The sequence below is a fragment of the Bacteroidota bacterium genome (assembly GCA_016213405.1).
Classification (GTDB): domain Bacteria; phylum Bacteroidota; class Bacteroidia; order Palsa-948; family Palsa-948; genus Palsa-948.
The window spans coordinates 20605-46919 of the sequence record JACRAM010000063.1 but is presented as its reverse complement, the minus strand read 5'-3'; the positions used below and the strand labels follow the sequence as shown (position 1 = coordinate 46919).

26 protein-coding genes are annotated in these 26315 nt (G+C 40.5%); 13 read left to right on the top strand and 13 right to left on the bottom strand.

The annotated features are described in order from the left end of the window. Nucleotides 1–192 precede the first annotated feature (192 nt). A complete protein-coding gene (locus HY841_07585; GenBank protein MBI4930607.1) occupies nucleotides 193–663 on the top strand; it encodes a hypothetical protein in 471 nt (156 codons plus the stop codon). A 125-nt stretch (nucleotides 664–788) separates the two neighbouring features. On the opposite strand, the gene HY841_07580 is transcribed toward HY841_07585, so the two are convergent. Genes HY841_07580 through HY841_07560 form a run of 5 tightly spaced genes read right to left on the bottom strand, consistent with a single transcriptional unit; the run spans nucleotide 789 to nucleotide 6549 of the window. Further along, a complete protein-coding gene (locus HY841_07580; protein ID MBI4930606.1) occupies nucleotides 789–2783 on the bottom strand; it encodes a hypothetical protein in 1995 nt (664 codons plus the stop codon). A 27-nt stretch (nucleotides 2784–2810) separates the two neighbouring features. After that, entirely contained in the window at nucleotides 2811–3248 is a 438-nt protein-coding gene (locus HY841_07575) for a DUF2190 family protein (GenBank protein MBI4930605.1), read from the bottom strand. 18 nt (nucleotides 3249–3266) lie between these two features. Next, nucleotides 3267–4619 carry a hypothetical protein gene (locus tag HY841_07570; protein MBI4930604.1) on the bottom strand — a complete coding sequence of 451 codons (1353 nt, stop codon included), beginning with the start codon at nucleotides 4617–4619 and terminating at the stop codon, nucleotides 3267–3269. Nucleotides 4620–4633: 14 nt separating this feature from the next. Continuing rightward, the gene (locus HY841_07565; protein ID MBI4930603.1) at nucleotides 4634–5200 is read right to left on the bottom strand and encodes a Uma2 family endonuclease; all 567 of its coding nucleotides are present in this window, start codon (nucleotides 5198–5200) and stop codon (nucleotides 4634–4636) included. Between the two features lie 35 nt (nucleotides 5201–5235). Next, the gene (locus HY841_07560) at nucleotides 5236–6549 is read right to left on the bottom strand and encodes a T9SS type A sorting domain-containing protein (GenBank protein ID MBI4930602.1); all 1314 of its coding nucleotides are present in this window, start codon (nucleotides 6547–6549) and stop codon (nucleotides 5236–5238) included. Nucleotides 6550–6777: 228 nt separating this feature from the next. Here HY841_07560 and HY841_07555 point away from each other — a divergent pair, with 228 nt between their 5' ends. The 3 genes from HY841_07555 to HY841_07545 all read left to right on the top strand — a co-directional run bounded on the left by HY841_07555 (nucleotide 6778) and on the right by HY841_07545 (nucleotide 10039). Beyond that, nucleotides 6778–8265: an anthranilate synthase component I family protein gene (locus HY841_07555; GenBank protein MBI4930601.1), complete on the top strand. Its 1488-nt coding sequence runs from the start codon at nucleotides 6778–6780 to the stop codon at nucleotides 8263–8265. A gap of 14 nt (nucleotides 8266–8279) precedes the next feature. Continuing rightward, the gene (tilS, locus tag HY841_07550; protein MBI4930600.1) at nucleotides 8280–9632 is read left to right on the top strand and encodes a tRNA lysidine(34) synthetase TilS; all 1353 of its coding nucleotides are present in this window, start codon (nucleotides 8280–8282) and stop codon (nucleotides 9630–9632) included. A gap of 110 nt (nucleotides 9633–9742) precedes the next feature. Then, nucleotides 9743–10039, top strand: a complete 297-nt coding sequence (locus tag HY841_07545; GenBank protein MBI4930599.1) for a hypothetical protein — start codon at nucleotides 9743–9745, stop codon at nucleotides 10037–10039. 184 nt (nucleotides 10040–10223) lie between these two features. Here the strand turns inward: HY841_07545 and pyk are convergent, their stop codons facing one another. The 7 genes from pyk to HY841_07510 all read right to left on the bottom strand — a co-directional run bounded on the left by pyk (nucleotide 10224) and on the right by HY841_07510 (nucleotide 18562). Next, nucleotides 10224–11651 (bottom strand): pyruvate kinase, encoded by a 1428-nt coding sequence (pyk, locus tag HY841_07540; protein MBI4930598.1) that lies wholly within the window; start codon nucleotides 11649–11651, stop codon nucleotides 10224–10226. Beyond that, nucleotides 11651–12073: an IPExxxVDY family protein gene (locus HY841_07535; protein MBI4930597.1), complete on the bottom strand. Its 423-nt coding sequence runs from the start codon at nucleotides 12071–12073 to the stop codon at nucleotides 11651–11653. The genes pyk and HY841_07535 overlap by 1 nt, the downstream gene beginning before the upstream one ends. 101 nt (nucleotides 12074–12174) lie before the next feature. Next, nucleotides 12175–13143, bottom strand: coding sequence for a tryptophan--tRNA ligase (gene trpS / locus HY841_07530; GenBank protein MBI4930596.1), 969 nt, complete (start codon nucleotides 13141–13143; stop codon nucleotides 12175–12177). Between the two features lie 111 nt (nucleotides 13144–13254). Next, complete coding sequence (locus tag HY841_07525) at nucleotides 13255–14640, bottom strand: iron-sulfur cluster-binding protein (GenBank protein MBI4930595.1); 1386 nt, start codon at nucleotides 14638–14640, stop codon at nucleotides 13255–13257. 152 nt (nucleotides 14641–14792) lie between these two features. Next, the gene (locus HY841_07520) at nucleotides 14793–15278 is read right to left on the bottom strand and encodes a gliding motility lipoprotein GldH (GenBank protein MBI4930594.1); all 486 of its coding nucleotides are present in this window, start codon (nucleotides 15276–15278) and stop codon (nucleotides 14793–14795) included. A gap of 37 nt (nucleotides 15279–15315) precedes the next feature. Beyond that, entirely contained in the window at nucleotides 15316–16497 is a 1182-nt protein-coding gene (locus tag HY841_07515) for a hypothetical protein (GenBank protein MBI4930593.1), read from the bottom strand. A 130-nt stretch (nucleotides 16498–16627) separates the two neighbouring features. Continuing rightward, nucleotides 16628–18562, bottom strand: a complete 1935-nt coding sequence (locus HY841_07510) for a right-handed parallel beta-helix repeat-containing protein (GenBank protein MBI4930592.1) — start codon at nucleotides 18560–18562, stop codon at nucleotides 16628–16630. A gap of 255 nt (nucleotides 18563–18817) precedes the next feature. On the opposite strand from HY841_07510, the gene HY841_07505 reads away from it, so the two are divergent. The 9 genes from HY841_07505 (at nucleotide 18818) to HY841_07465 (ending at nucleotide 25828) form a co-directional block, all read left to right on the top strand. After that, entirely contained in the window at nucleotides 18818–19144 is a 327-nt protein-coding gene (locus HY841_07505; protein ID MBI4930591.1) for an iron-sulfur cluster assembly accessory protein, read from the top strand. Nucleotides 19145–19323: 179 nt separating this feature from the next. Then, the gene (gene sufB, locus HY841_07500) at nucleotides 19324–20784 is read left to right on the top strand and encodes a Fe-S cluster assembly protein SufB (GenBank protein MBI4930590.1); all 1461 of its coding nucleotides are present in this window, start codon (nucleotides 19324–19326) and stop codon (nucleotides 20782–20784) included. A 39-nt stretch (nucleotides 20785–20823) separates the two neighbouring features. Further along, complete coding sequence (locus HY841_07495) at nucleotides 20824–21159, top strand: GIY-YIG nuclease family protein (protein MBI4930589.1); 336 nt, start codon at nucleotides 20824–20826, stop codon at nucleotides 21157–21159. 22 nt (nucleotides 21160–21181) lie between these two features. After that, a complete protein-coding gene (sufC, locus tag HY841_07490) occupies nucleotides 21182–21934 on the top strand; it encodes a Fe-S cluster assembly ATPase SufC (protein ID MBI4930588.1) in 753 nt (250 codons plus the stop codon). After that, nucleotides 21931–23280, top strand: coding sequence for a Fe-S cluster assembly protein SufD (sufD, locus tag HY841_07485; protein ID MBI4930587.1), 1350 nt, complete (start codon nucleotides 21931–21933; stop codon nucleotides 23278–23280). Before sufC ends, sufD begins: the two co-directional genes overlap by 4 nt. Then, the gene (locus tag HY841_07480; GenBank protein MBI4930586.1) at nucleotides 23273–24550 is read left to right on the top strand and encodes a cysteine desulfurase; all 1278 of its coding nucleotides are present in this window, start codon (nucleotides 23273–23275) and stop codon (nucleotides 24548–24550) included. Before sufD ends, HY841_07480 begins: the two co-directional genes overlap by 8 nt. Next, the gene (locus tag HY841_07475) at nucleotides 24547–24966 is read left to right on the top strand and encodes a SufE family protein (protein MBI4930585.1); all 420 of its coding nucleotides are present in this window, start codon (nucleotides 24547–24549) and stop codon (nucleotides 24964–24966) included. Before HY841_07480 ends, HY841_07475 begins: the two co-directional genes overlap by 4 nt. Nucleotides 24967–25016: 50 nt before the next feature. After that, the gene (locus HY841_07470; GenBank protein ID MBI4930584.1) at nucleotides 25017–25292 is read left to right on the top strand and encodes a DUF59 domain-containing protein; all 276 of its coding nucleotides are present in this window, start codon (nucleotides 25017–25019) and stop codon (nucleotides 25290–25292) included. Further along, nucleotides 25292–25828, top strand: a complete 537-nt coding sequence (locus HY841_07465) for a DUF2480 family protein (protein MBI4930583.1) — start codon at nucleotides 25292–25294, stop codon at nucleotides 25826–25828. Before HY841_07470 ends, HY841_07465 begins: the two co-directional genes overlap by 1 nt. Nucleotides 25829–25896: 68 nt before the next feature. On the opposite strand, the gene HY841_07460 is transcribed toward HY841_07465, so the two are convergent. Next, a complete protein-coding gene (locus HY841_07460; GenBank protein MBI4930582.1) occupies nucleotides 25897–26244 on the bottom strand; it encodes a hypothetical protein in 348 nt (115 codons plus the stop codon). Nucleotides 26245–26315 lie beyond the last annotated feature (71 nt).

Sequence of the window (26315 nt, the reverse complement as noted above, 5' to 3'; positions counted from 1 at the left end):
CAAATACATTTTTTCCCGAAGGGATGGAAACCCAACCGCAGAGTTCGCTGAGGTTTTACGCAGAGAACCGCTGAGAATACAAGATTGCATTTTCTCTGCGGCTCTCCGCGTGTTGTTTTCTCTGTGTTCTCTGCGGTTAATTGCTTTTCTGCGTAACATCAGTTATCCAATTAACTATTTAACCTAAAACCAATGGCAAAAGGAGTAATAAAAAGTCTTTACCCTCCGGGGAATAATGGCAGCCGCAATGGAGCGGGACAAATTACAGAAGATGTAACCCTCAAAAAATATGTGTTTCAAACACCCGCAGATGTGGACCCCGCAAGCGTACCGCTCAGCGTTGGCACTCCGGTTGTGTTTGATGCAAACGGAAATCAGGCGGGCGGGGTGAAGCTGCCACCGCCTCCAACGTGTACACTTACTGCAAATCCTACTTCTATAAAATTGGGAGAATCTGTAACACTTTCATGGACCAGTGAAAATGCTGATACTATTACAATTGATAATGGTGTGGGTAATGTAACACCTGTAGCAGCAGGTTCAAAAACTGTCACCCCGACTGATGTATTTACTTATAACCTTACAGCAGCAAATTCATCAGGTCAAACTGCTACTGCGAGCATAACTATACAATTGAACGCACCGGTGCCCGGTGATAGGTAGGGTAGTTCAAGGTATTTTTACAAGTTAATTTAAGTTCAAGATAGTGGTGCCGTCTGCACTGCAAAAAGCCGGATGAAGAAAACATCCGGCTTTTTTTGTCTTCTTGTTTTCTTACGGGTGCCAGTTTATTTGTCTTTGGGAGTTTCAAGAATCTTAATATCTTTTTTGGATGCTGTACTTCTTGTCATTGTTGCAGCGTTATGGACTGTATTATCAAATTCTGACATACGGGCTTCTTCTCCTTTATCGCCTTTTAGTTTATTTAAAAGATCATCATAGTTATTTGCAATTGCCGGGTTTTCATATCCAGTTCTGTTAGCAATTACTATGTAAGAAAACTCAATACTGCTCTTTCCGCCATTTAGTTCTTTAACAATAAACCCATTTTCAGTTTTTTGAACATACAGCCCATTACATTCACCCATTGGAGTAACGTTGATAGACATGGGTACTTTAGTGGATGCTACTTGCATGAAATTTTTATCAAGCACGATTTCAGATTCCCCATTCATTAATGTTCCAACACCGTTTGCCTGAATTGAAACATTGTTTGATACCATTGTGAACATCGCCTTATTCTCATTGCCAACATTTTGAAGATGAACATCTAATCCATCTTTATATTCATTGCCATGTGAATAAAGAGCAAAGTCAGCACCTTCTGAATAAATTCCATATTTTCCACCTTGTATATTGGCTCCTAAATAGGAGCTGAAAGAACCTATACCTACCCGTAAAGATGTGTCTTGATAGCTCATTTTGCTTGCTGCATTGGTTAATGAAGTGGTAAACCATCCTCCATAATATCCATTATCTGCGTATCTATGATACCCCAAAGCTCCAGCACATTGTCCCAAACCACCCTGAACATAAGAACCCAACACACCACCGCAACGTTCACTATTTGCAGTACCAGAAGCACTTGTACTAACTAATTCTCCATGCACTCCAAAATGCCAATAATATCCCCAGCCACCGTCTGATTGGACATTAGCCCTAGAGTATATTCCTTCGTAATCGGCTCCATTACCATAAAGTGTACCTAATGCAGAAGCATTTGCAGTGCTTTGTTCTGAAATTAAACCTTTTGTAGTAGCAATAAACGACCCACCGCTTCCTGATACTAAATAAGTTGCGCCAGCATTATTGCCTGCTATGATCAGTCCGGTTCCTGAAGTATTGGTATTCGTAAAAAATCCTCCCATTCCCCCGCTTTGTATAGTTGATCCATAAACGCCATCGCCAGTTCCTGCTCCTGAGGCAACAGTGTTAACTCCAACCATTCCTACACCATTGGCATTTGCGCTTACTCCATAAACTCCATAACTGAGGTTAGTATTATTTCCATAGCCATACACGCCTACATTGGTGCTTGCAAAAGCGCCACCGCTGCCGCCTGCTAAATAAGAACCGGCAATATTGTTTCCTGAACCAAGAACACCTGTGCCGGCTGCAGCCGTATTAAAACCGTAAACCCCCATACCCGTTGCGGAAGAAGATGAACCAAGCACACCATACACATTAGCAGCACCAGTTGATGCTCCGTATATGGTAGCATTGCCTGCTGTTGCCAAAGTGCTTGAAACAAGTAACTGATAACTTGCGCTTGGGGCAACGTTAATTCCAACATTACCAGCTGCTAAAATGGTCATCCTGTCTGTGTTGGTTGTTCTGAAAACTAAATCGTATGCATCAATGGAGCCGAGAAAAGAACCTGCTGCGCCAAGTGTATTGCCGTTTAACATCCACGCGCTGCCGGGAGCAACGTTATCAATGAGGTTTACCCAGCGCGCGGCTGTTACGCTCCAGTAATAATAACCGGCTCCGGCTGCTCCTGTGCCTGTTATTGCCGTGGGGGTATTGGTGTTGTATACAATTAAACCCTCCACCGCAGCGCCTGTAAGCGGAAGGTAGGTGGTTGTGACGGTGAGGTTCAGCCGCGGGATAAGCAACCCTAATGTTCCAGAAGAAACATCTAATATGGCGCAGTTGGCTGCCGCTGCACCTGTGGTGTTGATGGCGATGTTTTGGCTGAAGCCCCACCCTGACCCTCCCCATTGGGGAGGGAAAAAGAAAATTGCGGAGAGGAGGAGTGCGGAGATAAAATATATTTTTTTCATCTGAAAATTATTTTACTTAGGTGACGATTATTGTTTAACGTATTGAATTAAAATTTTTGCTTTAACAATACCATCATTTTGGTTTGCGTCTTCTAAGGCAATACCTATGACCATTCCTGATTTTGTTGCTTTCATTCCAACGCCAGATATAGATGATGTAGTTATAAGGTCTCCCTTTTTAATATTGCCATTTTCATTATTAACCTTAATATAAGTTGTGCCTTCTTTTGCAACTACATCACTTTTTTTTGATGGGTTTTTATTTCCAGTCGCAATACCAATAATCTCCTCTTGATAAGGTTTTGAGGATTGGTCAAACTCATTGCCGTTATTTAATTCTTGATTGACAGATATTAAAATTGTGCCTGCATCAAAGTCCTTACGAATCCTGCGATCCTGTGCATTTGTATTAAATGCAAAAAAGAGTAATATAGAAAATGTTAGAGCGAAATATATTTTTTTCATCGTATATTTTTAAAACTATTATTGTTTAATTTCCATTAATGTTATATAGCCGTCTTGAACCCAGTAACTTTCTGTGCCAGCAGCGTTATTAGCCATTGCTGTTTGAATTGAATAGGTATGTGAGCCGGCAGAAGCTCCGGAATCATAGAAAAATATATTGCCATCTCCCTCTAATATATACCAATCAATATCTGCAGTAAACATCGAGCTTCTGGCAATTTCTACTCCATCTCTTAAAATTCTATACCAAACTGTTTCTGGAGCCCAATAGGAGTAGTTATCAGTTTTCCAGCGAATATGTGTATTCACGGCTACAAGGTTTCCCGAAGTAATTGTACGAGTTATAGAAAGCCCGCCAACATTAAACCAAGTTCCGGTAGTATAGCCCGAAGCACAAACACCACCGGTACCGCTATACGTACTTGTATTATCCCCAACATAACGCGTGCAGGCAGTAGCGTTAGATTGAGTAAATCCTTGTCCCCCTGCCCCGCCTATACCCAAAAATGTATTTACCGCAGCGGCAGTTCCGGTTCTTAAATAATTATCACCCGCTTTTATCATTACGCCAGTAATGCCTGCTCCAACAGCATTGTCGCTGGAATTAAAATACTGGGCATAATGATAGCGTGCGGTAACAGCATCACCACTGGAAGTAACATAAAATTGATCAACTCCTGCACCATTTCCCACTCTGAATTCCTGTGTTCCTGCTCCCACTGCTCCGTTATCCCAGTTTACAATCACAGCATTTCCTGTAACTGAATTAAAGTGAAGATTGGGAGTCATGCGCATTATTTGGTTGGTGGGAGTGTATCCGTTCATTCCTTCTAAAGCGCCATTATTCCAATACCAATCCCAATTATTATCTGCGGTGTTGAAAATTCCGGAGTATGATGGATATATCATCAAGGTCTTCATATTGCTTCCTGCGCCATCTCTAAAATTAATTCCACCCCATCCGTTCTTAGTGCCTTGTATAGTAAGCGCTCCGTATGTTGACTGGGACCCGGATGCATAAATTGTAGAGCCGGCTGTTGACATATTAATATTTCCGGCAACATCTAATTTTTGCGTGGGCGTTATAGTTCCAATACCTACATTTCCTCCTGTAGAAGGAACAACTATCGCGTATTTGTTTGCAGCACCTGTGGCTTCAGCCCAAATAGCGTAAGCAGTGCCGCCTGCTGCCCCGGCATGTGTCACATGAAGACCTTTTGTTCCGCTTGCTGCACCTGCTGGCTGCAACACTTCCAGCATGCTGCTGGTAGAGTTAGGTAATCCTGTAGTATTAATGGAAATATTCTGTGCCTTAACTGTTACTATTCCTGCAGAAACAAGCGTGAGGGTGAGTAAATAAACTTTTTTCATTTGACGTTGCATATTTATTGTTGGATTACGGGGGTAAATATTTTTGTCAGTTCTATTTTAAAAGCGCTGAAAGTTTGAGAATGTAAAACATCTGCTTTGGTGTACGTTCTGAGTAAATGGTACGCTCCATTTTTCAGAGAAAAAATTATCACTCTCTCTTCTTCCGGAAAAACAATCCAGTACTCTTTTACGCCAAAGCGCTGGTAGAGATTCTTTTTTTCCACAGTGTCGTAATGCTTCGTGGAAGGCGAAACAATTTCTACTGCTAAATCGGGCGCGCCCTGTATGTTCTTTTCGGTGATGATGTGCACTCTTTCTTTTGATATGAAAAGAATATCGGGCTGCACGCAGTTATGTTCGTCAAAATATACATCGGTGGGAGCGATGTAAACTTTTCCGAGATTGTTTTTTTCAGCAAGCAATTTAAGTTCAGCAAACAAATTACCGGCAGCCGACTGATGATTGGTGTAAGGCGCGGGAGCCATGTCCCTGATGTTGCCATCAAAAAGTTCATAGCCCCAGCCCTCGGGAGTTTTGAGGTAGTCCGCGTAGGTTTGTTTACCTGTCTTGTTGGCAGACATACTCTTTTTCTCTATGGGTGCAGTATAACTCATGCTTAATAATCTGAACGGATAAATACTTTTTTAGCGATTGCATTATTGTTATTAAAAACTTTTACCACATAAATTGCAGAAGCAATATTGTTCGGAGAAAGTTTTATGTGATTGTTTCCGGCAGTAACATTTGCAATTTGCCCTGTAATTTTCTGCCCCAGCACATCAAACATTTCAATGTTGTATTGCCCGTCCTCCAATGCGTTGATGTTAATGGCTGCACCACCCTCTTCACCGTAAATAATTATATCGTCACCCGCGCATCCGCTTACGGTGATGGTACCTGAATAAATATACGCTCCGTTAAAGTCGGTTTCTTTCACGCGGTAAAAAGAAATTCCGCTGTAGGCATCCGCATCCACGGCTGAATAATTCTGAATGGTGCTGGTGTTGCCTCCAGCGGGCTTAGTGGCAATGGCGGAAAAATTATTTCCATCAAGAGAACGCTCCACCGTAAAGTAATCTGAATTTTGTTCGCTGGCGGTGCTCCAGCTGATGGTTACATCTCCGCGGTTACATTCTGCGGAAAGAGAAAGCCATTCTACAGGAAGAGGGGCAAGTGTCTTTGACAATACCCAGGGAAGAGAAGTAAAAGTATTTATAGCATTTGCAGTTACCGCGCCTACTCCCGCAACAACGCCCGGATTGCTTCCTACAGGCGCTTGCCAATAGGCGCCATTCCATCGTTGCGCGCCAAAGTTGCCACCGGGCCCGCCAAAACTGGCATCCGTTGTATTTTCTGCCAAGCCTCTATATGAAAAAGTAAGATTCGCAGTTGATGCAACGGGTACATTGATGCTCCACCACCGGTCAATCACGGCTTGTACAGAACCATCTGCGCCAATGTTTTGATCGTACATATTGGTTACACCCGATGCCCAAGCACCGGCTACTTTGTTATCCGTTCCGGATGCCCAGGTAGAAACTCTTAAATCGGATGCGGCTCCCACTGTTTTGGTAAAAGTGAACGGCAGATAAAAAGTATTGCTGTATCCAAAAGGAATTACATACGTTGTGGGAAGAGAAGTGGTGCCGGACCATTGAACATAATTGTATTCTCCTTCCGAAATAATCCATCCGGCAGTACGCGCAATCGCTGTGTTGGCAGGATTTCCAATCACCAGATAAATCGGAGTTCCGGCAGTGCCGTTAGAAATATTCATGTACGTTGGAGTTGCCCCGAATATAAGTTGCGTGGTCTGGGCATTTGAAAAATTCTGCCCTGCCAAAAACAGCAGCAAAACAAAAGTTAAAAACAAGGGTGAGCATCCCGACTTTGTCGGGATTCGTCCTCTGGCGAATAGTTTTTGTTTCATTGGCTTATGGTTAGGCGATTGAACTTGCGTACAATTATACTACTCATACTTCATATATCAGCACAAAGAGCCATCTTTTCGACAAAGGGTCGTTTTTTTTAGACGAAATCAAACATTTCTTAGTTGGGTTTTCATGCAAATGAAGATATTTTCATTTATATCATGTTCTCCAAAGAAAAATTATTTATGTCCGCCAAAGGACGGACTCCGTACATTTGTCGGAGCGGGATGAGAAAACAGTTTTCTTTTGAAATTGATAATGTGATTTCTTTCAAAGAGAAATTGCTGCATTACGCAAAAAACATTGAGCGGTTTTGTGTGCTGGATAGCAGCAATAGTTCAGAATTTTCAGGTAATACCTATAACTGCATTGCGGGAATTGATGCGATGGAGGAAATCAGCCCCTGTGAAAATTCTTTTGAGGCGCTGAAAAAGTTTCATCAGAAAAAAAATGACTGGCTGTTTGGTTATCTCTCGTATGATTTGAAGGATGAGATTGAACCCCCAACTCTTCCTTCCCCCAATGGGGGAAGGAGCGAGGAAGGGGGCGGCATTAGATTTCCTCAGATGCATTTCTTCCAGCCGAAATATGTTTTCCGCCTCAAAGGGAATAAAGTGGAAATTGGTTTTCTGCCTGAAGTTTCTTCCGAAGAAGAAGTTGAGAATTTGTTTCATGAAATTCTGAATTGTCCCTTGTCCCTCGTTCCTCGTCCCTCGTCCCCAAAAATCTCACAAAGAATTTCTAAGCAGAACTATATCCGAACCATCAAGAGAATAAAGAATCATATTCATAGAGGCGATATTTACGAAATGAATTACTGCATGGAGTTTTTTTCTGAGCAAGCAGAAATAAACCCCGTAGGAAATAATTCCAACGGGGTAAATCCTGCGGAAGTTTTTCTGAAACTGAATGAAACTTCACAAGCTCCCTTCTCTGCTTTTTACAGAATGAATGACAATTATTTGCTGTGCGCAAGCCCTGAACGCTTTCTGAAAAAAGACGGAAGAAAAATAATTTCCCAGCCGATAAAGGGAACTGCACGAAGAGGAGTAACTATTTCAGAAGACATTGAACTGAAAGAATTGCTTTTGCAAAATGAAAAAGAAAAAAGCGAAAACGTGATGATCGTGGATTTGGTGCGGAATGATTTATCAAGAACCTGCGACAATGTGCGCGTGGACGAGCTTTTTGGAGTTTACACCTTCAAACAATGGCACCAGATGATTTCTACCGTGAGCGGAGAGATGAGAAATGATGTTCACTTTGCGGATGTAATTAAAAATGCCTTCCCGATGGGCTCAATGACAGGCGCTCCGAAAATCCGCGCGATGGAACTTATTGAGCAATATGAAAAAACAAAACGCGGATTGTACTCAGGAGCGGTCGGCTATATCACTCCTGCCTCACCCCTTAATCCCCTCTCCTCAAGGAGAGAGGAAAAGGGGGCGGGGGTTGTTTGGGGTGAGGCCGATTTTGATTTCAATGTGGTGATTCGAAGCATTCTCTATAATTCATCTTCAAAATATCTTTCGTTTCAAGTAGGAAGTGCCATCACCGCCAACTCAATTCCAGAAAATGAATATGAAGAATGTCTGCTCAAAACAAAAGGAATGTTTGAAGCACTGAAAGCCCAACCCCAACCGAGCGATGCTCGCAACCTTCGGTTGTCATTAGGAGGGGAGCATGAAGTAGAAAAATCCGAAAGTGTATTTTAGCAGAAAGTATGGATATGCTCGAACAGTTACTATCGTTTTTGCAAAAAGAAAAACTAATTCCCTCCCTAACGGGGAGGGACAGGGAGGGGCTTTGTTTTTTACTCACCGTCAGCGGTGGCGTTGATTCCGTTGTGATGTGCGATTTGTTTCACAAAGCAGGATTTTCATTCGGCATTGCTCATTGCAATTTTAAACTCAGAGGAAAAGAATCTGACGAAGACGAGCAGTTTGTGAAATTGCTGGCGGAGAAATACAACGTTCCTTTTCACAAAAAAAAATTTAACACAAAATCCTATGCTGATAAGAAAAAGATTTCCATCCAGATGGCTGCGCGGGATTTGCGCTATGAATGGCTGAAACGGCTGGCAAAAGAAAAAAAATACGACTTCATTGCCACCGCTCATCATCTGGATGATTCCATTGAAACTTTTTTCATTAACATCCTGCGCGGAACGGGAATCGCTGGACTTCAGGGAGTTCCCGTAAAACACGGAAATATTATCCGCCCGCTGTTGTTTGCCGGTAAAAAAATGATTCGTGATTATGCGGAAGAAAATAATCTTAAGTGGCGGGAAGACAGCAGTAATTTCACTGATAAATACCTGCGTAATAATATCCGCCATCACCTGATTCCCTCTCTCAAAAAACTGAATGCGGGGTTTGAAAAAACCATTACCAAAGAATTATCCTACTTCAAAGAAGCGGGAGAAATTTTTAAAAAGTTTGTGGAGGAAAAGAAAAAGGAAATCGTAGTGGAAGAAGGGAAAAACATTCTGCTCAACATAAAAAAACTTAAAGACAGCGGGCACGCGGAAACACTACTTCACGAATTGCTCCGTGCGTATGATTTCACTCCTGAAACTACCGAACTTATTGCGCAACGGATGTACACCACAGCTGGAAAAAAATTCTTGTCACCCACCTATCGTCTTATTAAGGACAGGGATTTTTTGATCCTCACTCCAAAACATGCTAATAAAGAAAACAAAGAATTTCTTCTGAAAGAAAATCAAAATGAATTTCAGAACGAAAATCTAAAACTGAAAATAGAAATAATAAATGGAAATCTGTCCAAAATAAAAGACAAAAGCAGTTCTGTGGCACATCTTGATTATTCCGCTCTTGCATTTCCGCTTATAATAAGGAAGTGGAAACGGGGCGATTTCTTTTTTCCCCTCGGCATGAACGGGAAAAAGAAACTCAGCGACTTCTTTGTTGACCAGAAAATTCCCATCCCTGAAAAGGAATACGTTTATGTACTGGAATCAAATGGAAAAATCGTTTGGGTAATCAATTACCGGATTGATAACCGATTTAAAGTACTCCCAGGCACAAAAAAAATCCTAAAGGTTGCATCGGTTGTCTGACACAGGACGAAATTTTTAGGCATCTCGTCTTTACTTTTCTGCCATTCGTCTAAATTCTGAAAACAAAACGAAGCTATTGTCGTTAAAAATAGAAATCAAAACTTTTGAGCATGACACAATTATCTACCGCTGTAATCACTTCTGTACAAAAAGAAGACATTAGTCATCTCCATTTTCCGCACGGGGAAGTACTTGTTGAAAAAAGTGTAATCGAACACAGAAAAACTCTGCTCGAACGCGCAGTAGTTCTTGGAAATACATTTAAAGGAAAAACAAGAATTATTTTTGAAGACAGTGACGGCATTAAGCAGATTGAAACGCACATCTGGGGATTGACAGACAAGCGCTTGATCTTAAAAAATGGCATCGTAATACCTATACACAGAATTCACGAGGTAAAACTCTGATAAAAATAAATTCCTTTCCGCCAAGGGCGGGATGGGGGTTTTTCATGGGGATAAGCCGTCCGAGGGATCGGGCGGCTTTATTTTTTAGAGCCCATCCCCGTCCCTTCCCTTCGGGAAGGGAGAAAAATTCTCTCGTAGCATTTTTTTAAATCCTTCCCTTCGGGAAGGATTTAGGATGGGCTTTCTATTCCACATGACTTAAACGAAGCATATTCGTTCTGCCTTTTTCTATAAGAGGCATGCTCGCGGTGTTGATGACAAGGTCGTCTGTTTTTACAAGTCCTTCTTTTTTTAAATACTTTTTCAGATCCTCCATGGTTTTATCGGTGCTTTCATATTTGTTGTAATAAAATCCGCGCACGCCCCATACTAAATTCAGCGTAGTAAGAAGTGTGTGATTGTCTGTAAAAACAAAAATGTTCGCGCGCGGACGATGGCTGGAAATTCTGAAAGCCGTGTATCCTGAATTGGTCATTGTCACGATGGCGGAAACATTCGCTTGTCTTGCCATCACGCTGGCATTGTAGCAAATGGAATCTGAAATGAATGTTTGTGTTTGCAAAACCGGGGGGTGCTCACGGAAATAAATTCTTTCTTCCTGCTCCACTCTTGCAATAATCTTCTGCATGGTTTCAATTACTTGCGCAGGAAATTTTCCAACGGAAGTTTCTGCGCTGAGCATCACGGCATCCGTTCCGTCCATCACCGCGTTGGCAACGTCATTCACTTCCGCGCGGGTTGGAGTAAAATTCTCTACCATGCTCTCCATCATCTGCGTGGCAATAATGACAGGGCGCGATGCACGGATGCATTTGTCCACCAGCATTTTCTGAATCATCGGCACCTGCTCCATCGGAAGTTCAACGCCCAAATCTCCGCGGGCAACCATAATTCCATCCGCAAGATCAATAATGTTGTCAATTTCTTTCAATGCCTCTGGTTTTTCAATTTTCGCTATGACACGCGCGTGTTTGTGTCTTTCTTTAATTTTCTTTTTTAAATCCACGACATCGGTCACTGAGCGAACAAATGAAAGCCCAATCCATTCAACATTGTTCTCCAAAGCGAAATCCAAATCTTTCAAATCTTTTTCTGTCAGGCACGGAAGAGAAATTTTTGTATTTGGTAAATTCACTCCTTTGTTGGAGGAAAGTATGCCGCCCTGAATAATTTTTGCTTTTACTAAATCTTTTTTATTCGTGCTGATAATTTTGAGAAGGAATTTCCCATCATTGATTAAAATATTTTCGCCAGGTGAAACATCCGAGGGGAAATGTTTGTAATTGATATAGAGTTTTGATGCATCGCCAACACATTCCTTGCTGGTAAATGAAATTATTTTTCCTTCTTTCAGATGAACGGAATTATTTTTGACTTTGCCGATTCTGATTTTGGGTCCCTGCAAATCGGCAAGTATGCCGATGTTGGTATTTAATTTTTTATTCAGCTTACGAATAGCAGCAATAACTTTTTTTACATCTTCATACGAGCCGTGAGAGAAATTAATACGGAAAATATCTACTCCTCCTTTTATCATCTTCTCCAGAATTTTTTCCGAGGAAGATGCGGGACCCACCGTGGCTATTATTTTTGTTTTATTATACTTTATCATCAGAAGACAAAATTTTCTTTTGATTTTATTTTTTTCGGGTCTATCTCAAAAGCAGTTTGCACAAACGCCACTTCTTTTACTTTTTTCAGGATGGAATTTTTTTCTGAGAACGGAATTCCGCCCTGCACCATCAACAGATAATCAGCGTGCTTGTATTCGGAAACAAGAAATTTATTTTCTGATTTATTTAAAATGATCCGGTAATCCGTAAACATTTCTTCGTTGTGGTATGCAAACACGGAGAACTTCGATTGTTCTGCCTGATTTTTTTCATGCACTTCCATATCCTTGCCTTTTGAGAAAGCTGTTTTCAATTGATTATTCAGTGCCCAGCACAGGCGATATGGTTTTTCTCCGCAACTGATTCCGAAAAGAAAAAAGTCATAATCGTTTTGTATCAGCAGTTTTTTCTTGGGTGCCATTTCTATCAGGGCTAAACCCTTTGATGTATCTTGTTGTTGTAGCCCCGACCTTAAGGTCGGGGTTAATAAATGCATGTCACATGGGCTTCAGCCCTGAATAATTAGTATCCGAGCTTTTCTCTAACTCGTTTCAAAACGACACCGGCAACTTTTCTCGCTTTCTCCGCACCCAGCAATAATTTTTTCTCCAGTTCATTTTTATCGCTCATGTATCGGGTAAACTCTCCGCGCTGAGTTTTGAATTTATCCATGATGAGCTCAAAAAGCTCAGTCTTCGCATGTCCGTATCCGTATCCGCCTTTTAAATATTTTTCTTTCATCGCTTTCGCTTGTGATTCATTTCCCAGAAGCGCATACAATTTGAACACATTACAAGTGTCAGGATTTTTCGGTGCTTCCAAAGGCGTAGCGTCCGTAACAATATTCATCACCACTTTTTTCACATCTTTTTCAGGAAGAAAAATATCGATGTAATTATTGTACGACTTGCTCATCTTCTGTCCGTCAATTCCCGGAATTATCATTACGCGCTCGTCCATCAGCGCTTCGGGCACGACCAGTGTTTCTCCGTATTGATTATTGAATGCTGTAGCGATGTCGCGTGTCATCTCCAGATGCTGTTTCTGATCTTTTCCAACAGGAACAAAATTTGCATCATACAATAAAATATCAGCAGCCATCAGCACAGGGTACATGAAAATCCCTGCGTTCACTTCCGATAATCTTTCGGATTTATCCTTGAAAGAAGTTGCGTTGGCAAGCATCGGGTAGCGGCTGAAGCAGGAAAGATACCAGGTTAGCTCGCAGACTTCTGTTACATCGCTCTGTCGGTAAAAAGTATTTTTCTCTGTATCAAAACCAAAAGCAAGCCACGCGGAAGCAGTTGCGTACGTATTATTTTTTCTTATCTCCGCATCTTTAACCGTTGTGAGCGAATGCAGATCCGCTATGAAAAAAAATGATTCATTCTCTTTCTTCCTTGAAAGTTCAATGGCGGGCATGATTGCTCCGAGCAAATTTCCGAGGTGCGGAACTCCTGTGCTTTGAACGCCTGTTAAAATTCTTGACATAATAAAAAGCCCCTCCTAAATCCTCCCCGTTGGGGAGGACTTGAAGTGGTTGTATTTATTTTTTTCATTTTTCTTTTTTTTCCTCCATAACAGAGAGGGCGAGGTAGAGCATTACTTCATCCCATGTTGTTCTTTCCACAACTGATTAAACGATTTCGGTGCAACTTTCGGAAGTTCTCTTCTATTTCCCCATTGCTTTTTGAAAAACTGGTTGAGCATAAAATTTTTCAATGCCGATCCTCCTTTTTCCATTGTCCTGCGCTTCATCATCGCCTTCTTCCAGAAAACCCACATGAGATTTTCTGTTGTCGAAGAAAATTTTTCTTTCACCGAATCTCTCCGGTTATATAAAAGCAGTTTATGCAAATCAATTTTCACAGGGCAGACTTCTGTGCATTTTCCGCAGAGCGATGAAGAGTAACTCAGATGTTTAAATTCTTTCATGCCCCACAACTGCGGAGTGAGAACTGAGCCGATCGGTCCGCTGTAGGGAGATGCGTAGGTGTGTCCGCCCACACCCTGATAGATCGGGCAGGCATTCAGGCAGGCACCGCAACGGATGCAATGAAGCGCTCTGCGTTGTTCAACCTGCTCAAGCACATTGGTTCTGCCGTTATCAAGAAGCACCACATACATTTCTTCCGGTCCGTCTGTTTCACCGTTTTGTTTCGGTCCTGTGAGAATGGAATTATATACCGTAACATTTTGTCCTGTTCCGTGCGTGGCGAGCAGCGACCAGAATAATTCCATGTCTGCGAACGAAGGAATTATTTTTTCTATGCCAACAATTGCGATGTGAACTTTCGGAAAAGCCATAGAGAGCCATGCATTGCCTTCGTTCTCTGTGAGAGCAACTCCGCCAATATCCGCTATGAGAAAATTTCCTCCGGTGATGCCTGCTTCAGCAGAAACATATTTCTCGCGCAAAAATTTTCTGACCCAGGCAGTAATTTGCTGAGGCGTGTAATCAATCGGAGTTCCTTTTTCTTCGTGAAACGTTTTCGCCACATCTTCTTTGGAAAGGTGCATGGCGGGAGTTACAATATGATAAGGCGCTTCTTTTCTTAATTGCACGATGAATTCTCCCAAATCTGTTTCGAGCGATTCGATGCCTTCTTTCTCCAGAGCCTCGTTGATGTGAATTTCTTCGGTGACCATGGATTTTGATTTCACCACAGTTTTTGTATTGAAGCGTTTCAGCACTTTAATGATTTCCTGATTGGCTTCTTCTGCATCGCGCGCCCAGATTACTTTTCCTCCGCGCTTAATGAAGTTTGCCTCGAACTCTATGAGATACTTGTCAAGATTGTCAATCACTTTTGCTTTCAGCGCGGAAGCGCGTTCCTTGGCAAGCTCTAAATTGGAATATTGTTTTTTCCCTTCAACTACTTTTTTGTCATACTGAGAAATATTGAAAGAAAGCTTTCTTCGGTGTTCGGGATTGAACACTTTTTTTTCTGCATCATCAAGAAATTTTTCTGCGGTGGAAAATGCCATAGTTGAAGCCTCTCCCCAACCCTCTCCCAAGGAGAGGGGGGAATTGTTTGAGTGTAAAATTAAATCGCTTTGGTAAATTACAACTGATAACGAACGAGAGTTATTAACAGAATTTTTTGCTCCTTCCCTTTGGGAAGGCGGGAGATGGGCTTTTATTTCTTTCCCGCCTTCTCCACTCTCAATCCCACATCCATGATGAAAGGAACCTGCTCCATCCGCATGGCGTGTTCAAGTTCAAAAGTATATTTGCCTGTGATGGGAAATTTTACTTTGGGCTTCCACAAAATCTGATTGTCCCAGATGTCTCCCATTCCATCACCTTTCCATTTTCCGTTTTCATCTGATAAAACACATTCGAGCGTATCCTTCGCAAGTTTTCCGTTAGGAAATTTTATCACGATGAACATATACAGATTGGCGTACGGATAATGGCTTGCGTGGCGAACGTTCACATACAAATTATGAAGCGCTGTGGTATCTTCAATAGTTACATCAAACGAAAGTTTGTTTTTCACATCCCATGAATAATCGGGAATGTCAATGTTGTCTTCGAAGACTCGGTTGCTATCGCAACCAGTAGACAGTAGGCAGTAGACAGTAGACAAGCAAATAGTCAAAAAAAAATTCAATTTTTTCATTTGTATTTTTTGTTTACTGTATATTGTCTACTGGGAATTATCTGCGGTTACGATTGCGGTTATTATTTCTTCCCCGGTTCCTGTTATTATCCCTGCCCTTGTTTTTATTTTTATCGAAACGAGAAATGCTGTCCTGTCCCACCACATTCTGATAATCGGGTTCTTTTATTGCCGGAACAATCATCTGTATTGCCGCACGAAGTTCATCGGGCTTTTTTCCTGCCTTATTCATAGCGATAACTTCTTTCACGCGATCAACAGAAAGTTCAATGAACACTCCGCGCTCATTTTCGTAGGCATACCACATCTTGCGCTTGAAAATATCCGTCTTCATGTGATAGGCAACTCCTCCTGTTGTCTCCAGTCTAATTTCAGGATTTGGAAAATCCTTCACCGCATCAATGTATGAATCCAGTTCGTAGTTGAGGCAGCATTTTAATTTTCCGCATTGCCCGGCAAGTTTCACGGGATTGATGGACAATTGCTGGTAGCGGGCAGCTGTCGTATTCACCGAACGAAAATCCGTGAGCCAGGTGGAGCAGCAAAGTTCTCTTCCGCAATCCGCTATGCCACCCACGCGGCTGGCTTCAATGCGATACGTGATTTGTTTCATTTCAATTCTCATTCTGAACGAACCGGCAAAATCTTTTATGAGCTGACGGAAATCCACTCTGCCTTCAGCCGTGTAATAAAATATCGCCTTGCTTTTGTCGCCTTGAATTTCCACATCCGAAATTTTCATTTCCAACCGAAGAAATCGCGCCATGGTTCTTGCTTTCATCATCGTGTCCTGCTCCAGCGCCTGCGCTTCTTTCCATTTATCTATATCGGACTGCTTGGCGATGCGGTACACTTTTTTTATTTCTGGAGAATCAAAGCCAACATTTTTTTTCTTCATCTGCGTGCGCACGAGTTCGCCTGTGAGAGAAACAATTCCGATATCATGACCGGGTGATGCTTCGGTAGCAATCACATCTCCGACTTTCAGGATGAGATTATTTACGTTGCGGTAAAATTCTTTTCTGGAATTTTTGAAGCGCACTTCCACGCAGTCAAACGTTTTTTGCCCGGTGGGAAGTTCCACATCCGCGAGCCAGTCAAACACATTGAGCTTGTTGCAGCCGCCCACACTGCAGGCGCCATTGTTACGGCAACCGCCCGGCAATTGCCCGCTGGCAGTGCCGCATCCTCTTCCTGTTGAACAACCGCTGCATGACATGAGGCAAACCTAAGAAAAAAGTCCCAAGTCTCAAGAGCCAAGTTCCAAATTCCAAGGAAAGAAAAATCTTGTTGTTTCTTGGAGCTTGAGACTTGAGTCCAGGAATTTGGGGCTTCTAAAGTGCAGAAGTTTAATCTTTGAGAAAACGTTTTGAGAAAATCAAATCACCATCTCTCACTTTAAGCAAGTACAATCCTTGCGGGAGTTTTGAAATATCAATTTGTGTTTGCTTTGTGCTTAGGATTTTTCTTCCTATGACATCAATGATTTCAAATTGAGCGTGAGAAGTTTTTGCTTTGTAATTTATAAGAATAAAATCGGAGGAGGGGTTGGGGGAAATATAAATATCTACATAATTGGATTCTAAAAATGGGACTGTTGATATATCCGTGCCCATTATATTACTGAACTGAGAAGTATTATATGTATTTAAATCAGTTGCAGTAGAAGAAATATAAAGATTTCCAATATTTATCGTTGTTTGCATTACGAAAGAAACATTTCCCAAGCCATCTGTAGTTACAGTATCAGCAGCCAAATAAATTTCACCTTCTCCATAACCTGATGGGTCAGGCAATGTATTGGAAAAATACTCTATTCTATACGATGTATTGGGCAGTGCAAAATAATTGCCATAAATAAAATAATTACCAGATTGCATCACAGAATCTAATGTGGGTATTGGAATAACAGGGTTAGAGTATTGGGAATTATATTCTTCCGTTTTAATTCCAAGGCTATCATTATTATAGATGGAATTCCTGGTAAACATTATATCGTTCATTTGTATAGTATCATAATTAATAACATGTATTCCAAAACCATTATTGTTCAATATTTGGTTGTTGGCAATATTAAAATAATTTATTTCTCCAACACCTATCCCCAGCATGTTAATCCCACTTCCACCATTATCATTAATTACGTTTCCATTTATTAGAAAATTGGTATTATAAAAATATTCTCCCGAAAAATTTATTGCATCTATACCAATTGCATCGGTTAAATTATTTGAAATTGTATCGGCAATAATTTGAACTCCGCCTATGTAAGCAGAACGGTCGCTAGAAAAATAAAGTCCGCCATAACAATTTGTAATGCTGTTATCTTGAATTAACATGTTTGTAACGCTGTCTTCAAGGTAGATTTCTAAGCCATATGCAACAACATTAGAAATATTGTTTCCAGACATAGAAAATCCAAAAATATCTCCTCCATTAGCCAATATTAATACAGCGCTTCCATTAGATATTGTTTTGATAATATTATTGTCAATTGCAAGACCAGAAATGAAATTTTGAGCATTGTTTGAAGCCAAATCAATTTCTATTCCCATTCCCATAATGTTTGATATAGTATTATTGTTTATGGAAAGGTTTTGAATCGTTGCCGTGTCAATGGTTGTCGTTGGTAAAATATAAATTGCTGTATTAGTAGATTGGTTAATATCTATAAATTGGTTATTCGTGATTGTAATATTTGAATGCGGTCCACCATCAATATTGATTTCAATTCCTATAATATTATCTTGAAATATATTATTTGCTATATATAAATTGTCAAGCGTATCATTGAAGCTTGTTAGCTGAGAATATTCTATGGCTATATCGTTGTTTGTGAAAAAATTATTTGTAAAAAAAATATTTTTTACTGCTACGAAAGTGGTATTCCAAAATTCTATAGCGGGTTGATTAAAATTTATAAATTTCACCCCATTAATCGTAACCTTTGAACTTCCTATCGCAATACCACTCGGCAGCATGCTTATTAAACTTCCATCAAGTTCTATTAAATAATTAGACGATGAATTTCCTGGCTGAGAAAAACCATCTATATAAACTGACTCTACTACTATTCCGCTCTGCAATTGTATAACAAAGGGTCCTGCTCCAGGTATGTTAAAAAAAATAGAATCGTAGCCAGAAAAAGAATATGCGTCAATTGCTGCTTGTCGTAAACTTCCAGAACCAGCATCTTGAACATTTGTCACATAGAATATAGATGCAAAAGCGGAGTTAATTCCAAACAATAGAATAATTGAGAACAGACAAATAATCTTTTTCATGATGTAAAGGTATTAATTCATATTTGATTTTTTTCGGAGCCAAGAAGCAGCAGGGAGGACAACATCCCCATGTTTCCCTTATGTTTCCCTTATGTTTCCCTGCCGCCCAGCTCCGTTTGACCAAATGTACGGCATTAGAATGAGATTTGTTGCAAGTATTTAGTAAGTGGCGGGATTTTTTTAGTAACTGGTAATTTTTTTGGTCACTTCCCTGAAAGTGGGTATATTTGTAAGGCAATTAAACAAGCAACATTTATGATAACAGTTTCAGAAAACGCAAAGCAAAGAGCGCTCGCACTTATTAAGGAAGAGAACAAACCCGCAGATACTTTCATCCGCGTGGGCGTGGAGAGTGGCGGTTGTTCGGGGCTTTCTTATAAAATGGAATTCGACAATCAAATTAAAGAAGGCGACCAGGTTTTTGAAGATAAAGGAATGAAAATCGTGGTGGACAAAAAGAGTTTTCTCTATCTCGTGGGAACCGAACTTGATTTCTCAGGCGGATTGAACGGAAAGGGATTTGAATTCAAAAATCCAAACGCTCAGCGCACCTGCGGATGCGGTGAAAGTTTTGCAGTATAAGCGACCCATCCCCAACCCTTCCCGAAGGGAAGGGAGAAAAAAGGAAGATGAAAAACAAAACACAAATAGTAGTAAAGTAAGTGAGAATATTTTTTTTGCTTTTTTCAAAAGGTAGAATGAATCTAAATAGACACACACAACAAATCTTCTCCCCTTGGGGGAGATAAGAGAGGGGCTTCATGGCAGATAAGAATGAAATATTAGAACAACACATTTCTTCCGATTACAAATTTGGCTGGACGGATAATATCGAAATGGATTCCGCTCCCAAGGGTTTGAATGAAGATATTGTTCGTTTCATTTCGAAAAAGAAGAACGAGCCGGAATGGATGCTTGAGTTTCGACTGAAAGCATTTCGCCACTGGCTCATGATGGCAGAGCCGCACGACTGGGCGCATCTCAGTTATCCGAAAATAAATTATCAGGATATTATTTTTTATGCAGCACCGAAGCCCAAAAAAGAATTGTCTTCTCTTGATGAAGTGGACTCTGAACTCTTAAAAACATTTGAGAAACTCGGAATTTCTCTCGAAGAGCAAAAACGTTTGAGCGGAGTTCCGTCAACGATCGCTGTTGACGCTGTGATTGATTCCGTTTCCGTGAAAACGACTTTCAAAGAGGTGCTTGCAGAAAAAGGAATTATTTTTTGTTCCTTCAGCGAAGCCGTGCAGGAACATCCCGAGCTCATAAAAAAATATATGGGCTCGGTGGTGCCCTACACTGATAATTATTATGCAGCACTTAACTCTGCCGTTTTCACCGATGGTTCGTTCTGCTACATTCCGAAAGGCGTTCGCTGTCCGATGGAACTTTCCACTTATTTCAGAATTAATACTGCGGGCACTGGACAGTTCGAACGCACGCTCATCATTGCAGATGAAAATGCGTATGTAAGTTATCTCGAAGGATGCACCGCTCCTATGCGTGATGAAAATCAATTGCACGCTGCAGTGGTGGAAATTGTCGCGCATAAAAATGGAGAAGTAAAATATTCTACTGTGCAGAACTGGTATCCCGGAGATAAAGACGGCAAAGGCGGCATCTATAATTTTGTTACCAAGCGCGGAATTTGTCTTGAAGAAAATTCAAAAATATCCTGGACACAAGTGGAGACCGGTTCTGCCATCACCTGGAAATATCCAAGCGTAATTTTAAAAGGCGATCATTCCACAGGAGAATTTTATTCTGTTGCAGTGACCAACAATATGCAGCAAGCCGATACCGGAACTAAAATGATTCACATAGGAAAAAATACGCGCAGCACCATTGTGAGCAAAGGAATTTCTGCCGGAAGAAGCAACAACTCTTACCGCGGACTTGTTCGTGTTGGTAAAGGCGCAACGAATGCAAGAAATTTTTCTCAGTGCGATTCTCTTTTGATGGGAGATAAATGCGGAGCACATACTTTTCCTTATATAGAAATTAAAGATAAAACTGCAGTAGTGGAGCACGAAGCAACTACTTCAAAAATAGGTGAAGACCAATTATTTTATTGTCAGCAGCGCGGCATTGACAAAGAAAAAGCGATTGGTCTAATAGTAAACGGATATTGCCGCGAAGTATTTAATCAGCTTCCGATGGAATTTGCTGTGGAGGCACAAAAACTTTTGGCAGTTAGTTTGGAGGGAAGTGTGGGTTGATATTTTTTGTCATTCTGAGCGAAGCGAAGAATCTACGAAATGAAGCAACATAATTATTTTGTATACATAGTAACTAATCATAAGAAAACAGTTTTATACACAGGAATAACAAACAATTTAGAGCAACGATTAACAGAACACTATTTAAACAGAGGGAATAAAAAAACATTTGCAGGTCAATATCATTGTTATTATCTAATTTTCTGGGAAAGATATCAATATGTAAACCAAGCGATAGCAAGAGAAAAACAAATAAAAGGCTGGTTAAGAAAAAAGAAAGAAGAATTAATAAATGAAGAAAACTCTGAGTGGAAATTTTTAAACGAGGAAGTGATGGAGTGGCCTCCATTAGATGCTTCGCTGCGCTCAGCATGACAAAGGCAAAAAAAACAAAAATATGTTAAGCATCAAAAATCTACACGCAGGAATTCTCGGAAATGAAATTCTGAAAGGGATAAACCTTGAAGTAAAAGCAGGAGAAGTTCACGCCATCATGGGACCGAACGGGTCCGGCAAAAGCACTTTATCTTCTGTGCTGGCAGGAAGAGAAAATTATTCTGTGTCGGAAGGAACAGTAACATTCAAAGGGGAAAATCTTTTGGAGATGCCTCCCGAAGTGCGCGCACGCAAAGGAGTTTTTCTTGCGTTCCAGTATCCGGTAGAAATTCCCGGAGTTAGCAATATTAATTTCCTGAAGACGGCTATCAACGAGATTCGCGCACACAAAGGAGAGAAACCGATGGAGACAAAAGATTTTCTGAAACTCATCAAAGAAAAGCAGGCTCTGGTGGAATTGCAAGGCACACTGGCGAATCGTTCGGTGAACGAAGGATTTTCAGGAGGAGAAAAAAAGAGAAATGAAATTTTTCAAATGGCAGTCCTCGAACCCACGCTTTGCATTTTAGATGAAACCGATTCTGGTCTGGATATTGACGCATTGAGAATTGTAGCAAATGGAGTAAACAAATTGCGTTCAAAAGACCGTGCATTTGTTGTCATCACACATTATCAGCGTTTGCTCGATCATATTGTTCCGGATTTTGTTCATGTGTTGTCGAATGGAAAAATTATAAAGTCGGGCGGAAAGGAATTGGCTCTTGAGCTCGAACAAAAAGGATACGACTGGATAAAAGGAAAAGCAGAAGCATGAGTGTTGTGTTAGATAAACCCGTGTTTGTTCCCGTGCAACTGGAAGGAGAATTCAAAACTCTTCTTGCAAAAACTTTTTCTTCTGAGCCCGAATGGCTGAAAGAAAAAAGAAAAGAAGCATTTGAAAATTTTTCTGATTCGGGAATTCCTACTCGAAAAGATGAAGAATACAAATACACGGATGTAAGAAAAATATTTTCAGGAAAGTTTACAGCGATTCATAACGAGGCGCACAAACTGAATTTCATTCCATCCCCTTTAGGAAAAGAAAATATTCAACTTGTTTTCATAAATGGTTGGTTACATAAAGATTCAACACTCAGCACGAAACTTTCAAAAGGAGTTATTGTAGGGAATCTTGCCACTGATGGTTTGCTGAATCATTCCGATTTGTTGAAAAAGTATTTAAGTAACGATGGAGATGCCCTGGCTCAACTCAACTCTGCTTTGTGGACGGATGGCGCATTCATTTATATTCCCGAAAATGTTGCGATGGAAAATCCGATTGAAATTATTCACATTTCGACAGGAGTAAAAGAAATTCTTGCAAGCCCGAGACATTTGATTATAGTTGGAAAAAATTCTTCGGTGAGCATTATTGAAAATAATATTTCTCTTGACCTCAATGCTCATGTGATTGTAAATTCTCATGCCGATATTTTTGTCGGAGAAAATTCCAAAATGCAATTCTATCGTTTGCAGAACGATTGCAAAAATGCTTCACAAATTTCTTCCATAAATGTAAGTCAGGAAAAAAATTCTCGTTTTGACACCAACGCCATCACGCTTGGCAGCGAATGGACAAGAAATGATCTTAGCATTGCTCTGAACGGAGAAAATTGTGAATCGCACCTGAACGGTTTATTTATTACCAACGGAACAGATCTCATTGACAATCACACTGCCGTTCATCACAACAAACCGAATTGTCAGAGTAATCAGCTGTACAAAGGAATTCTTGACGGAAAATCTACCGGCATATTTAATGGAAAAATATTTGTAGAGCGTGACGCGCAAAAAACAAACGCATATCAAAGTTCAAAAAATATTTTGCTCAGTGATGACGCTACGATAAACACAAAACCACAATTAGAAATTTATGCGGATGATGTGAAGTGTTCGCACGGCTCCACCACAGGGCAATTGAACGAAGAGGCGCTCTTTTATCTCCGCTCACGCGGACTGAGCGTTGAGAGCGCAAGAAATCTTTTGCTGTATGCTTTCGCGAATGATGTATTGAATACAATCAGAATTGATTCGCTTAAAAATTATTTGGAAGAACTCGTGAATAACTGCCTCACCCCAACCCTCTCCGAAGGAGAGGGAGTCAAAAAACAAAATGATTGACGAGAAAAAAAATATAAAATCAGTCTCCTCCCCTTCGGGGAGGGCGGGAGGGACTTTTGATGTTCAGAAAATTAGAAAAGATTTTCCGATTCTTTCCCGAAAAGTGAACGGCAAGCCATTAATTTATTTCGACAACGGAGCGACTGCGCAAAAACCAAAGCAAGTCATAGAGGCGATTACAAAATATTATTCAGAACAGAACGCAAATATTCATAGGGGAGTTCACACATTAAGCCAGGAAATTACTTCTGCTTACGAAAACGCAAGAGCAACAATCCAGAAACACATTGTCGCAAAACACGCTCACGAAATAATCTTCACCAGCGGAACGACAGAGAGCATTAATCTGGTTGCGAGTGGATTCGCGAAAACGTTTGCGAATGCCGGGGATGAGATTATTGTTTCTGAAATGGAACACCACAGCAATATTCTTCCGTGGCAACAATTATGTGAGGAAAAAAAAGCTGTGCTGAAAGTTATTCCGATAAATGAAAACGGGGAATTGCTTCTCGATGAATTCAAAAAACTTATTTGTACAAAAACAAAACTAGTTGCCATCACTCACGTTTCAAATACACTCGGCACAATTAATCCGATAAAAGAAATTATTTCTCTGGCTCACGCGAAAAATATTCCAGTTTTAGTTGACGGAGCGCAGGCAATTCCCCATATGAAAGTGGATGTGCAATATCTTGATGCGGATTTTTATTGCTTTAGCGGACATAAAGTGTATGGTCCTACCGGAGTTGGAATTCTGTATGGAAAAGAAGAATGGTTAAGAAAACTTCCGAACTATCAGGTCGGTGGTGGAACAATTAAAACTGTTTCATTTGCCAAAACAGAATATGCAGATAGTCCTTTGCGCTTTGAAGCAGGCACTCCGCACATTGAAGGGGTAATCGGACTGGCAAGCGCAATTGATTATATAAATGAAATTGGATTAGAAAACATTTCTTCTTACGAACATACACTCACAGAATACACAACCGAAAAACTTTCAGCGATTGCGGGATTGAAAATTATCGGAACGGCAAAAGAAAAAGCAAGCGTGATTTCTTTTGTGCTCAAAGGAATTCATCCTTATGATACAGGAGTAATTCTTGATCAATTAGGAATTGCCGTTAGAACTGGGCATCATTGCACGCAACCCATTATGGATAAATTCGGAATTCCAGGGACTATTCGCGCTTCGTTGGCATTTTATAATATAAAAGAAGAAATCGATGAACTTGTAAAAGGAATTGAGAAAGTAAAATCAATGCTGAAATGAGTATCGAAGAAATTGAAAAAGAAATTGCTGAAGAGTTTTCAATGTTTGATGACTGGATGGGAAAGTATGAACACATTATCGAACTGGGAAAATCATTACCGGTGATTGAGGAAAAATATAAAACGGATGACCGATTGATTAAAGGATGCCAAAGTAGAGTGTGGCTGCATTCAGAAATAAAAGATGGAAAAATAGTTTACACGGCAGACAGTGATGCAATTATTACAAAAGGATTGGTTGCACTTGTGATTCGAGTTTTATCGGAACATTCTCCTGATGAAATTGTGAATGCGAAAATGGATTTTATAAATCAAATAGGACTGACACAACATCTTTCTCCCACAAGAGCAAACGGATTGGTGAACATGATCAAACAAATGAAACTGGATGCACTTGCATTAAAAACAAAAGTTTGAGCGCAATAATCATAACACAAAATACAGAACTCGCTCAGAGGGTGATTGACATGGTTAAAACCTGTTACGATCCGGAAATTCCTGTGGACATCTGGGAACTCGGCTTGATTTACGAGATAAATCTTGACGCGGAAAATAATTTGATTCTAAAAATGACATTGACCTCTCCTTCTTGTCCTGTAGCAGAATCATTGCCTCCGGAAGTAGAACAAAAGCTAAAAGGAATAAGTGGAATTACTTCTGCAAAAGTAACTCTGACATTTGAACCGCCCTGGACAAAAGAAATGATGAGCGAAGTAGCGCAAGTAGAATTAGGATTTATGTAATGGAAAAAGAAATTGTAAATAGAGTAGCCGAAAGCGGGTTGATTGAAATCAATCTTGAGGACTTTTTTCCAAAAGGAGGACGAGAACTTCTTGATGTAAAAAAATATTTAACCTCCCTCTCCTTGGGAGAGGGACGGGGTGAGGCTTTTATTCTTAAAGAAAAAGATTTCCGGGAGTTTGTGAAAAATGAAGATTGGAAAAAATACCAGGATAAATTTGTCGCCATCACTTGTTCGGCCGATGCCATTGTGCCCACATGGGCATACATGCTCATTGCTTCTGCTCTGCAGCCTTTCGCGAAAAATTTTGTATTCGGTGATTTAAAAACTTTAGAGACAATTTTGTTTAACGAAACGCTTTCAAAAATAAATCCCGAAGATTTCAGGGATAAAAAACTTGTAATCAAAGGCTGCGGAAATATTCCTATTCCCGCATCTGCTTATGTGGAACTTACGCGCATTCTCAACCCTGTTGCAAAAAGTATAATGTTTGGAGAAGCGTGCAGCACCGTGCCGATTATGAAGAGGAAGGACTGAAGAAAGTTTTTTCAGTGGTCGGAAAGATTCTCAGCAAACAGTTTAGGATGTATTTCTATCGTAACACATTACTTGTAAAATATCAGTTTTTTCTGGAAATAGAGAACAATCGCCTGCTTGATCAATCGCTCCTGTTCCAGTGGCTTGAGCGAAGGAAGTTTTTCGGTTGACTTCCAGTGAGGCCATCCGTCTTCATCTTTCCCTACAAATTCATAATAGCCGTAATCTTCCAGTAGTGTGCACACTGCAATGTGCATGAGTCCGAGCTTTTCATCCTTGGAAAAGACCTTATGACCTTTGCCGAGTTCCTGAACGCCTATGAGAAATAAAATTCCTTTGAAATCTATTTCCTCTCCAAACTGTGAAGAAAGCTGCTTGATAATTTTTTGCAACTCAATTTCTACTTCTGCATCCATTCTACAAATTTAGCTTTTACACTTGATTATGTTGAAAGAAAGTGATTTCCATTTTGCTTTCTGCTTCCTTC